Origin of the sequence: Salmonella sp. 741265055_HSA (assembly GCF_046569525.1) — a bacterium.
Taxonomy (GTDB): domain Bacteria; phylum Pseudomonadota; class Gammaproteobacteria; order Enterobacterales; family Enterobacteriaceae; genus Salmonella; species Salmonella enterica.
In genome coordinates this window covers 1-10,739 of sequence record NZ_JBKFSQ010000064.1, presented here as the reverse complement: position 1 = coordinate 10,739, position 10,739 = coordinate 1, and the positions used below count along the sequence as shown (strand labels likewise).

Here is a 10,739-nt window from a genome sequence, read left to right as displayed (position 1 = left end):
CTGCCCAGGTCCAAAATGGCAAGTAAAATAGCCCTAATGGGATAGGCTCTTAGCATTCTGGTTAAAATGTTTTCATCTATTGTTGACGAACTGGCGCCTGTTCAAAAAAATTGGGTGGCGTAAAATAACGACGTTTATGGGGTGCTGGATAAAATATAGCGTATGGATAACCCCTGAAGCGCTTTTACCCGTCTGTTGCTGATTATGCCTGAAGCGCGAGCGTCTTGATTTGCATAAATGCCATTCAGCAGTCATCATAGGCTGCTGTTTATAAAGGAGAGATTATGCAGGAATTGATATCCCGGGTAGAAGATTTAGCGGGGATTGAAATGAATCACACCACATCGCTGGTGGTAATATTTGGTATTATTTTTCTGACAGCAGTTGTCGTGCATATTATTTTGCACTGGATAGTACTGCGCGCTTTCGAAAAACGTGCCAATGCCAGTTCCCGCCTGTGGCTGCAAATTATTACCCAGAATAAATTATTCCATCGTCTGGCTTTTACGCTGCAAGGCATCATTGTCAATATTCAGGCCGCGCTCTGGCTACAAAAAGGCAGTGAGGCTGCGGATATCCTGACGACCTGCGCGCAGTTATGGATTATGACCTACGCTCTGCTGTCGTTATTTTCCTTGCTGGACGTGATTTTCAATCTATCGCAAAAATGGCCCGCCGCCTCTCAGTTGCCGCTAAAAGGAATATTTCAGGGTATTAAGCTCATCGGCGCAATTATCGTCGGCATTCTGATGATCTCACTGCTGATTGGCCAGTCACCAGCAATTTTAATCAGCGGGCTGGGCGCGATGGCCGCGGTATTAATGCTGGTCTTTAAAGACCCGATTCTTGGCCTGGTTGCCGGTATACAGCTTTCCGCCAACGATATGCTCAAACTGGGCGACTGGCTGGAAATGCCGAAATATGGCGCAGATGGTGCGGTCATTGATATTGGTTTAACCACGGTAAAAGTACGCAACTGGGATAATACCATCACCACCATTCCCACCTGGTCGCTGGTTTCCGACTCGTTCAAAAACTGGAGCGGCATGTCTGCGTCCGGCGGACGCCGGATTAAACGCAGCATTAATATTGACGCGACCAGTATCCATTTTCTGGATGATGATGAAAAACAGCGGCTGTTAACCGCGCAACTGTTAAAGCCGTACCTTACCAGCCGTCATCAGGAAATCGATGAATGGAATAAACAACTGGATGCGCCGGAATCAGCCTTAAATCACCGCCGAATGACCAATATCGGGACATTTCGCGCCTATCTGAACGAATATTTACGCCACCATCCGCGCATCCGTAAAGACATGACGCTGATGGTACGCCAACTGGCGCCTGACGATCATGGTTTGCCGATAGAGATCTACGCCTTTACCAATACCGTCGTGTGGCTGGAATATGAGAGCATCCAGGCCGATATTTTCGACCATATTTTTGCCGTGGTGGAAGAGTTTGGCTTGCGTATTCATCAGACGCCGACCGGCAGCGATATTCGCGCGCTGTCAGGGACATTGCGGCATTAATGGATTGCCCGATCGCATGAGCATGGGATCGGGCAAAAAAGTTAATGAGCCTTACGGCGCAAAACTGTAAACGCGATAAACAGGAACACAATCCATACCGGCAGCAAAATCGCCGACAATCGCATATCGTCCATCGTACACATTAACACCAGAATCAGCGCCAGAAACGCAATGCACAAATAGTTTCCGGCGGGATAGAACAGCGCCTTAAATTGCGTCTCGCGCCCTTTACGACGCATCGCCGCGCGGAAACGTAAATGCGCGAGACAGATCATTATCCAGTTTAGCAATAGCGTCGCAACAACCAGCGCCATCAACAGGCTAAACGCTTTTTGCGGCAACAGATAGTTGATCAGCACCACCAGCGAGGTAATCGCTCCGGAAAGTATCAGCGAGTTCACCGGTACGCCGCGATGGCTGACGCGGGTTAAAAATTTCGGCGCGTTGCCTTGTACGGACAGGCCGAACAGCATTCGGCTATTCGAATAAACGCCGCTGTTATACACCGAAAGCGACGCGACCAGAATAACGAAATTCAGCGCCGAAGCCACCACATTACTGTCCAGATTATGGAAGATCATCACAAAAGGGCTGCTATTGGATTTCACCTCTACCCACGGATAGAGCGCCAGCAACACCACCAGCGAACCGATGTAGAACAGCAAAATACGGTATACCACCTGATTCACCGCTTTCGGGATGCTTTTTTGCGGATCGCGCGCTTCCGCCGCAGTAATGCCGATCAGCTCCAGTCCGCCAAAAGAAAACATAATCACCGCCAGCGACAGAAGCAAACCATGCCAACCGGTAGCGAAGAAACCGTTATAACGCCAGAGGTTATCAATGCTGGCATGTTCGCCGCCGTGGCCGGAGAACAGCAGCCACAGACCAAAACCTATCATGCCGATAATCGCCAGCACTTTAATCAGCGCGAACCAGAATTCCGTTTCGCCATACAGACGAACGTTCACCAGATTTACGGCATTAATGATAATAAAAAACGCCGCCGCCCAAATCCATGTTGGTACGTCAGGCAGCCAGTACTGCATATAGATGCCCGCCGCGGTCAGCTCCGCCATCCCGACCAGCACAAACATGACCCAATAATTCCAGCCCGACAAAAAGCCCGCAAACGGCCCCCAATATTTCCAGGCGAAGTGGGCAAACGATCCGGAAACCGGCTCTTCCACGACCATTTCACCCAACTGGCGCATAATGAGAAAAGCGATAATCCCGGCAACGCCATAGCCCAACAAAACAGCCGGCCCCGCCATTTGAATCGCCGGGCCGATGCCCAGAAACAGTCCGGTGCCAATCGCGCCGCCCAGCGCGATTAGCTGAATATGGCGGTTTTGCAACCCCCGTTGAAGCGTCGGTTCATTCTTCGACGCGGCATCCGACACGCTGACGCCAGATGCAGTTGACGCGTTTTTCACGTCCTACCCCTGTATCGTTTTTATTGAGGGGCACCTTTTAACATTTCGTTCTCGCTGCCGCAAGGCGCAATCGTTTGTTAAGGTTCAACTCCGGACGTTAACGTTATCGTGTAAAAAAAGATGTCACGGGGAGTAAAAAGAAAAGAGTGCGCGCCGATATAGAAAGTGACGGGTGACAGACGCCGAGTATAAAATATGTGAATAACTCTGGACGAAAAGTACGACACTCTACAGAATACATTTAGTATTTTTTCAGTATTTTCAAAAAGGTGAATCAGACCTGGTATCTGTTATCCGTTTTTGAGCCACGCCAGGCATCAACGTCATGAATAAGATCATCAAACGTTTAGAGATCATCAAAAGCGCCATCGAACTTGAGGATGAAGAGATTATCCGTCAGCAGCTCATCTACCTGAAAAATGAGCCGCAGGATGCCGTAATCAGCGCGATTGCCCAGGCGATTGAAGCTCGTCGATTCAGTGACGCCATGCAAGAGATCGCCGCCTGGCTACAGGCTCAACGGGCGCTCTCGACGTGGCAAGATCCCTCTATTGCCGCCAGTAAACTGGAGCTGAAAGCGCTTGAAGCCCAACTTCGCGATCTGATTGACAAACGAAATGCGCGGGTACAAATCCTCGACGACTTCAACGACCTCTATCATCTGCGTCTCGGGCCGTTGATGAGCCGTATTCTGGAGTTGCGTAAACAGCTCGCGGTGAGTATGCAGCGTAAGCAAGAGGCCGAAATAAAACGCCGGGAAAAGGATTATCAATCCTGCCTGCAATTTATTTCCCAGGCCGTGGATCAACTGGCAACGCTAAAACAGCAGTGGACAGGATTGAATGCCGCCTCGCGCGAAGCGGTGGGCATCCGTCAGCGAATCCAGCAGCAGACGGAATTAATTACCGCGTTGCTGGCGGAAATTCGCGAGCTGGAAGCGGATTTTTCCCATCAGGACGACAGCACATTCCGCCAGGCGCAGGAAAATGCGGAACAGGACTATCACCAGTACCGGGAGCAGCAGCAGGAAGCGCAATTCCGCTACGCCCGCGATCAACGTTTGTCGGCTGACGAACGCAATGAATTAAAACGTTTGTGGCGTCAGGCCAGCCGCCTGTGTCACCCGGATGTGGTCGCCGATGAATTGAAAGAAAAAGCGCACCAGATGATGGTACAGCTTAATCAGGCGCGGCAGAATGCCGATCTGGCGGCAATTCGCGCGTTATTGACACAGCTGCAAAGCGGTCTGGAACCGATGATGGCAAGCGACAGGCTAAATAATCTGGAACATCTGCGCCATAAAATACGCCAGCTCCGCACGCAAATCGACGCGCTGTTGAAAGAGATAACGCAACTGGAAACGGAAAATGCCTGGCGGCTCGCCTCTTCCGTTGCGGATAAGGAAGCCTATTTCTCCGGGCAGGAACGGGCGCTAACCGAAATTCGCAATACGCTGGAGGCGCAGGTTCAACAGGTGGAACAGGAACTTCTGTCAGGGTAGTCCATCATTCATCAACACATTGTCGGATGGCGCAAGCGCCACCCGACGAATCGCGGTATAAAGAGGGCAAGAGGGTCGCTACTGTCGCTGTAAAAGTAACGAACGGGCGGAGTCCGCCATGATCATCACCGCACCTGCCAGCATTAACGTATCTTTTAATACCAGCCGCCCGGCGCCCGATAAATACGGAAAACCATAATGCGCATCGCCCAGCGGCATAACCCAGGCCTCCGGCGTGGTGATTAAAAACGACAGCGTGACAAATGGCGTCAGGAATGCCAGCACGCCGCCCGCCAGCCCTAACCAGCGGCTGACAGGGTTAGCCAGTACCAGCGCCGCGATAATCAATTCCACCACGCCCAGACCATCCGAAAACGCATACGTATTATTGGCCGTTTGCCAGGCGCGTTCCTCCGGTTTTAGTTCGCCCTCATGAGTCAGATGCTGACGATATTCTTCAGGATGTTCATAGAAAAAAGACATAAACGGGCTGTTCGCCACAAATGGGGTAATACTGTCTGCCTCATAGGGCACAAATTTTAGTAGCCCAATCCAGATAAAAACGATGGCGATACTCAGGCGAATTAATGTTAATCCCAGCCGATCCCCCTGACTTAACAGACGAAGATATTTATCCATCTCAGGCTCTCCTTATTTATATAATATCGCAGTGGCGTAACCCGTATTATCAATACGCATGGACGTAATTTTCCATGACGACGCCTGTTTACTTTGCGCCAGTCTGGCAATAGCGTCTTCAAGCATTGACGGCGTTGCTGACACCGCAGAAACGCTGATGTATTCAACGTCAGTTAGCGGCTGGGCGGAGGCGGAAAACGCCAGCGGCGCAGCCAATAATGAAGCAATAAGTGTGGTAACTTTTAACATCGAGATTTCCAGTCGTGGGTTATTTCAATGGTGTTATAATACGTTACGCCTGACTAAAGCCTTTTCTTTCAGACGCCAGCATATTTGTCCTGGCGTATTTTTATAGCCTGACAGGCAAAAAAAAGCCCTGATTAACAGGGCTACGTTATTTATGTTTTACTTAATGAGAGAGAAGAGATCGTTTAAAGACTCACTCATTGTAGGATGGGTAAATATCTGGTCGCGTAACACCGTATAAGGTAAATCTGCATCCATAACGGTTTTAACGATATTAATCATTTCATGAGAATCGACGCATAACAATGACACCCCTACAATACGCTGCGTATTCACGTCCACTACCGCTTTTAGTACGCCACGGGTATCGTTCATAACACGGGCGCGAGGGATCGTCGCCACCGGTAATGTCACCACCTGCACCGTTGCGCCGCTTGCCCGCGCTTGTTCTTCCGTCAGCCCGACACGAGAGAGCGGCGGCGTCATAAAGACGGAATATGGAACGTTCTGGCGATCTCGGGTACTGCGTTTGCCATCTCCCAATACCCCGTCGCGTACAATACGAAAATCATCCAGTGAAATATAGGTAAACTGCAACCCACCGGTAACGTCGCCCATCGCCCAGATATTGTCCGCCGTGGTACGCAGGTAATCATCCACGATGATCCCGCCGCGTTCGTTCACCGCCACGCCGGCGTTCTGCAACTGTAAACCAGCCGTCGCCGGTTTTCGCCCCGACGCCACCAGCAGGGCATCCACAAGATGCGCGCCTTCCGGCGTTTCTACTTGTACCGCGCCCTCCTTTGAGGATACGGCCTGTACGTTGGCGTTTAAAATTAGCTCGACGCCCTTTTCCTGTAAAATACGGGTAATTGCCTGCGCGATATCCCGATCTTCACGAGGCAGGAATTGCGGCGCTGCTTCAAAGATAGTGACCTTCGTACCGAAGTTGGCGAACATTGAGGCAAATTCAAGGCCAATATAACCGCCGCCTAAAATCCCCAGCCGCGCCGGGCGCTGGCTCAGGCTGAGTAACCCGGTGCTATCGAACACCCCCGCCGTCGTTGTTAAGCCCGTAATAGCCGGGATCACCGACTCTGCGCCAGTATTAATGAAGATCTTTTCTCCCCGTAACACCCGCTCGCCGTCCGCCTGAAATACCCGTAAGGTATGGTTATCAATAAACTCCGCCCTTCCCTCAATCACATCGACATTGTCCAGGTCGGCAAGATTATGAAAATTTTTGTCGCGTAAAAAATTTACGACCGCCGCTTTGCGTTGCATGGCGACAGAAAAATCGCCCTCACGTTCCGCGTCATACACCAGCGTTTTCGTTGGAATACAGCCAATGTTGATGCAGGTTCCGCCGAACATACTGGCGGACTGTTCGATAATCGCCACGCGCCATCCCGTCTTCGCCAGAGTTGCCGCCAACGTTTTTCCTGCCTTGCCAAAACCAATAATGAGCGCCTGATACTGTGTCATCTTCTTTCTCCGCCAAATCACCATCTGTTTGTCAGGACAAGTATAAGTAACGCCAAAAAAGACAGGGTTATCCGCAACGCGCTATTTTTTGTCTTATCGTCTAAATTGGCGGTTAGCAAAAACAAGGGTAGAAATGACATTGAGTCCGAAATATAGTGAACAGATAAAGAAATGGTGATCCCTATTTTTGAAAGTAAATCTGTTCTGGAGTCTATATGGATGCGCTTAGTCGGCTATTGACGCTTAACGCCCCTCAGGGCTCAATCGACAAGAATTGCCCGTTAGGCGGCGACTGGCAGTTGCCGCACGCCGCTGGCGAGCTATCGGTGATTCGCTGGCATACCGTTACGCAGGGCGAAGCGCAACTGGAAATGCCTACCGGCGACGCCATGACGCTTACGCCGGGAAAGGTGGTGATTCTGCCGCAAAACTCCGCCCACCGTTTGCGCCAGTCTGGCGAAGCACCGACACATATCGTGTGCGGTAGTCTACGTCTGCACACGACGTCACGTTATTTCCTTACCGCGTTGCCGGAAGTGTTATGTCTTGCCCCGCCGCCGCATAACCCCGCCAGTATCTGGCTTAACGCCGCCATTTTGCTGTTACAGCAGGAGTCAGAACGCCATTTACCCGGCGCTGACGTCTTATACAGTCAGCAGTGCGCCACGCTGTTTACCCTCGCCGTTCGCGACTGGCTATCGCAGGCTGGCACGGCGAAAAGCGTGCTCAATTTATTGCTGCATCCCCGGCTGGGCCGCGTGATCCTTCACATGCTGGAAACACCGGCGCATCCCTGGACGGTCGAAACGCTGGCGCAACGGGTACACATGTCGCGGGCGAGCTTCGCCCAGCTATTTCGCGACGTGTCCGCGACGACGCCCTTAGCCGTGTTAACAACGCTGCGCCTGCAAATCGCCGCCCAGACCCTGTCGCGTGAAGCGCTGCCGGTGATGGTGATTGCCGAGTCGGTAGGTTATGCAAGCGAATCTTCTTTTCACAAAGCTTTTGTCCGTGAATTCGGTTGTACACCAGGCGAGTACCGCAAACGGGTCAGCGCGCTCGGACGATAAACGTATACTGAACCCGCCTACAGTTTGACGTCGCAGGCGGGCGACACACGTTATGCCGCAAGGCGGCGATGCCTGCGCAGCCACATCAGCTTGTAGGCTGCCGGAATGATGAACAGCGACAGCAACGGCGCGGTAATCATGCCGCTGACCATCGCATAGGGAACGCTGGTAATGATTAATAACGCTTCCCTTACGTCGACTCTGCAACCTGCCCCGTGGCGGTCTCAACACTAATAGACGCTCTACGTAGGCGATAATCCCGAAAAATACAGCGGTTGACAGACTAAGCAGCAAGACGGAATCACAATGACCCGACTCTTTTTTAGAGAAGCATAAATTTTTATTTGATTACAAACAGTTCAGCGTTGTATTTGAGGGTTTTATTTGAGGGAAATAAAACAGCACCCGTAACGACACCTGTTGCGAGATAATGCGCAAATACAGGGATGATTTAAAACTTACCCTGATACTTACACTGCAAGATAATTTTAGATGATAGGTTTTTTGATATAACTTATTGATTTATCAATGGCGCGCCCTGCAGGATTCGAACCTGCGACCCACGGCTTAGAAGGCCGTTGCTCTATCCAACTGAGCTAAGGGCGCCTTGTGAAGTGAAGACTTCGTGTAGACGAAACGCGAGAATTATACGGTCAGGCACTCCTGAGTCAATGGCTTTTGTTCTGGTTGCTGACTAAGTGTACGAATATCGTCTTTTCTGGCGCAATGCCAGGTTCCAGGAAATCGCCTGGACACATCTCAGCACGCATAAAGTGGGAATTAAGGCCGCCAGTATTTAGAAAATCAATAAGTTTCTTTAATATTTCACCATGATTCACCTGCCGTGTAGGATATTTTTTATGCTGAGTATCGCTATTAAGGAACAAAACAGTCACTTTGAGCATGGTTTGAAAATCATCATGACGCGTCTGGCGAATCAATGGCAGCAGAAAATTGACTTTCTGCCGCCAGAAGAGATAGATAATGCCGATATCGCTTTCCTGGCCCTGGATGATGATTGGTTCAGCGCAGGCTGTTACCAGATACCTATGCATACCCAACATCAGCTACGGGTGATTATTTGTAATAAATGCGATAAAGAAAAGCTCATGTTCAGACCATGTCTGTATATGCTGCCGCATATTTATCGGGAAGATGATGTTGAAGAAATTACCCGGAAAATGATATTGATCTTACATAAACGAGCGCTTCGACATAGCGTCCCTTCTGGCATTTGCCACTACTGCACGACTCGTCATTTTTCAGTAACAGAACGTCACCTGTTAAAACTGATCGCCAGCGGTTATCATTTAAGCGAAACGGGTGCTTTACTTTCACTTTCTGAAGAGCAGACAAAGTCACTCCGCCGGAGCATTATGCGCAAATTACATGTTAAAACGGAGCAGCAGTTTTTAAAGTATATTAGAGTTAACCTTCATTTCTTACTCAGTAAGTAAACTCACTTAACTTTTTACAAGGCTTACGAAATATCTCACCAATAATTAAGTAACGATACCTACAGGCATTTTTTTAACGCTGCCACAATGATGCCCATAATATCCTGATAGATTCAGGGGTCGAAAATATATGGCTGCATCATAAATGCCTGGAGGAGTGTTTGGTGGCACAGGGTACTTTATTAAAGGAAAGGATAAATCCCCCACAACTGGCGTCTACGCCAACACGTCATTCATATCTCAACAGCGGATTGTTAAAATCTGAGCCAATCGTTAATCTCTCAACTGCGCAATTAATCGGCTATGAGGTCCTGACGCAACTTCCGTCAGAACATGATAGCGAAGTTTTTTTTCAGCAGTGAATAGAGCAACGAAGCATTGTTTTTACGCTGGTACAACGATGGCCAGCCATATTACCAGATATATATTAGAGCAATGGAAAAAGCAGGATGCGCAGCGTACCACGCAGGGAAAGACGCCGCCGTTTAAGAAATGCCAAAGACTGCGCCTGCCGTTATCACTCTCCAACGCCGCAGATATTTGATCGCCTTGAGTTACTGGACCAACAGCTTAATTATGCCTTGCCGGTTAGTATCATTTCTCAGGCAATAATTACAACTGATAACTACCTCGGCTATTCGCTGAGTCACTACTTATTTTGCGGAAAACTCACCGCAGCATTCCGCTCATTAGAAGACATTTCTTTGTGGATTGAAAAGGGGTCGCTCAAACAACTGATTGTAGATATGGAGGCGCTACCTGTCTCCTGTATTGAGGCGCTTAACCAGCTACGCGCACTCAGTTGGCAACAAAGCGATATTCAGATTTACCTGCTGGTATCAGATAAAACCCCCGCTATAACACAATTTATCCGTATGGCTGGGCGTTTTTTTGTCCTGTCACGACGACAAAATCTGGCCTCAGTACGCAAAGCCTTGTTATCAGCCGCCGAACCTCGCTTATCGGAAAGCTTTAGCCGCACTGACTGGTTGATGATTGAAACTTTAGCGCAAGGCGCCTCTTTAAAAGAAATAGCACGTCAGCAAAGCGTACCTTATCATCGTGTAGTTTACCGGCTTAAACAACCTATCACCCTCCTTAACCTTCCCCACAGGCAAAGCTTTCTTCGGCTGATCCAGCAGCTAAACGTTACTTTCCACGACATTTTTTAACGAAGTAACATTCTGGCGAATAATTTTTTTTTAAGAAATTACTTATTTTAACTTTTTTGAGGTCTCCAGCGTAAATATCTTCCTGTCATTACATAACAAATACTAAACAATGAGTCTTTTGTATTATTTTTATGCTTAAAATAATAGTTTATACCCAAAATAATTCGAGTTGCTTAAAGGCGGCAAGGGAGTGAGTCCCCA

General features: G+C 49.3%; 9 protein-coding genes, 1 tRNA gene and 2 pseudogenes. 6 read left to right on the top strand and 6 right to left on the bottom strand.

Translation table 11 applies throughout. From position 1 onward, the window contains the following. The first annotated feature begins 284 nt into the window (after window positions 1-284). Window positions 285-1,532, top strand: coding sequence for a mechanosensitive ion channel family protein (locus ACLD4K_RS21435; protein ID WP_079951149.1), 1,248 nt, complete (start codon window positions 285-287; stop codon window positions 1,530-1,532). A gap of 41 nt (window positions 1,533-1,573) precedes the next feature. On the opposite strand, the gene pheP is transcribed toward ACLD4K_RS21435, so the two are convergent. Further along, window positions 1,574-2,968: a phenylalanine transporter gene (gene pheP / locus ACLD4K_RS21430; protein ID WP_411012473.1), complete on the bottom strand. Its 1,395-nt coding sequence runs from the start codon at window positions 2,966-2,968 to the stop codon at window positions 1,574-1,576. Between the two features lie 325 nt (window positions 2,969-3,293). Here pheP and ACLD4K_RS21425 point away from each other — a divergent pair, with 325 nt between their 5' ends. Next, the gene (locus ACLD4K_RS21425; RefSeq protein WP_411012472.1) at window positions 3,294-4,469 is read left to right on the top strand and encodes a DNA repair protein; all 1,176 of its coding nucleotides are present in this window, start codon (window positions 3,294-3,296) and stop codon (window positions 4,467-4,469) included. 78 nt (window positions 4,470-4,547) lie between these two features. Here ACLD4K_RS21425 and rclC read toward each other — a convergent pair whose 3' ends face one another. The 3 genes from rclC to rclA form a co-directional block, all read right to left on the bottom strand. Next, a complete protein-coding gene (rclC, locus tag ACLD4K_RS21420) occupies window positions 4,548-5,108 on the bottom strand; it encodes a reactive chlorine resistance membrane protein RclC (RefSeq protein ID WP_000362177.1) in 561 nt (186 codons plus the stop codon). A 12-nt stretch (window positions 5,109-5,120) separates the two neighbouring features. Next, window positions 5,121-5,357, bottom strand: a complete 237-nt coding sequence (gene rclB / locus ACLD4K_RS21415) for a reactive chlorine resistance periplasmic protein RclB (protein ID WP_000922170.1) — start codon at window positions 5,355-5,357, stop codon at window positions 5,121-5,123. 156 nt (window positions 5,358-5,513) lie between these two features. Further along, complete coding sequence (gene rclA / locus ACLD4K_RS21410; RefSeq protein WP_411012471.1) at window positions 5,514-6,839, bottom strand: reactive chlorine resistance oxidoreductase RclA; 1,326 nt, start codon at window positions 6,837-6,839, stop codon at window positions 5,514-5,516. A 215-nt stretch (window positions 6,840-7,054) separates the two neighbouring features. Here rclA and rclR point away from each other — a divergent pair, with 215 nt between their 5' ends. Continuing rightward, window positions 7,055-7,909, top strand: coding sequence for a reactive chlorine-specific transcriptional regulator RclR (rclR, locus tag ACLD4K_RS21405; RefSeq protein WP_411012470.1), 855 nt, complete (start codon window positions 7,055-7,057; stop codon window positions 7,907-7,909). A 50-nt stretch (window positions 7,910-7,959) separates the two neighbouring features. Here the strand turns inward: rclR and ACLD4K_RS21400 are convergent. Continuing rightward, window positions 7,960-8,061 (bottom strand): annotated as a pseudogene (locus ACLD4K_RS21400) (cation transporter); the annotation flags it as partial. A 377-nt stretch (window positions 8,062-8,438) separates the two neighbouring features. Continuing rightward, window positions 8,439-8,515: transfer RNA gene (locus ACLD4K_RS21395), tRNA-Arg, on the bottom strand. Between the two features lie 254 nt (window positions 8,516-8,769). On the opposite strand from ACLD4K_RS21395, the gene fimW reads away from it, so the two are divergent. From fimW to fimY, 3 genes and pseudogenes are all read left to right on the top strand, one after another. Next, window positions 8,770-9,366: a fimbria biosynthesis transcriptional regulator FimW gene (fimW, locus tag ACLD4K_RS21390; protein WP_058331298.1), complete on the top strand. Its 597-nt coding sequence runs from the start codon at window positions 8,770-8,772 to the stop codon at window positions 9,364-9,366. Window positions 9,367-9,527: 161 nt separating this feature from the next. Continuing rightward, window positions 9,528-9,797, top strand: a pseudogene (locus ACLD4K_RS21385) (hypothetical protein). A gap of 18 nt (window positions 9,798-9,815) precedes the next feature. Further along, window positions 9,816-10,538 (top strand): fimbria biosynthesis regulator FimY, encoded by a 723-nt coding sequence (gene fimY, locus ACLD4K_RS21380; protein ID WP_411012469.1) that lies wholly within the window; start codon window positions 9,816-9,818, stop codon window positions 10,536-10,538. The last annotated feature ends 201 nt before the right edge of the window (window positions 10,539-10,739 follow it).

Excerpts from the sequence above, each read along its gene's own strand:
- rclB (WP_000922170.1), bottom strand. The coding sequence starts at position 5,357 with ATGTTAAAAGTTACCACACTTATTGCTTCATTATTGGCTGCGCCGCTG.
- ACLD4K_RS21425 (WP_411012472.1), top strand. The coding sequence starts at position 3,294 with ATGAATAAGATCATCAAACGTTTAGAGATCATCAAAAGCGCCATCGAA.
- rclC (WP_000362177.1), bottom strand. The coding sequence starts at position 5,108 with ATGGATAAATATCTTCGTCTGTTAAGTCAGGGGGATCGGCTGGGATTA.
- ACLD4K_RS21435 (WP_079951149.1), top strand. The coding sequence starts at position 285 with ATGCAGGAATTGATATCCCGGGTAGAAGATTTAGCGGGGATTGAAATG.
- fimY (WP_411012469.1), top strand. The coding sequence starts at position 9,816 with ATGCGCAGCGTACCACGCAGGGAAAGACGCCGCCGTTTAAGAAATGCC.
- rclR (WP_411012470.1), top strand. The coding sequence starts at position 7,055 with ATGGATGCGCTTAGTCGGCTATTGACGCTTAACGCCCCTCAGGGCTCA.
- rclA (WP_411012471.1), bottom strand. The coding sequence starts at position 6,839 with ATGACACAGTATCAGGCGCTCATTATTGGTTTTGGCAAGGCAGGAAAA.
- fimW (WP_058331298.1), top strand. The coding sequence starts at position 8,770 with ATGCTGAGTATCGCTATTAAGGAACAAAACAGTCACTTTGAGCATGGT.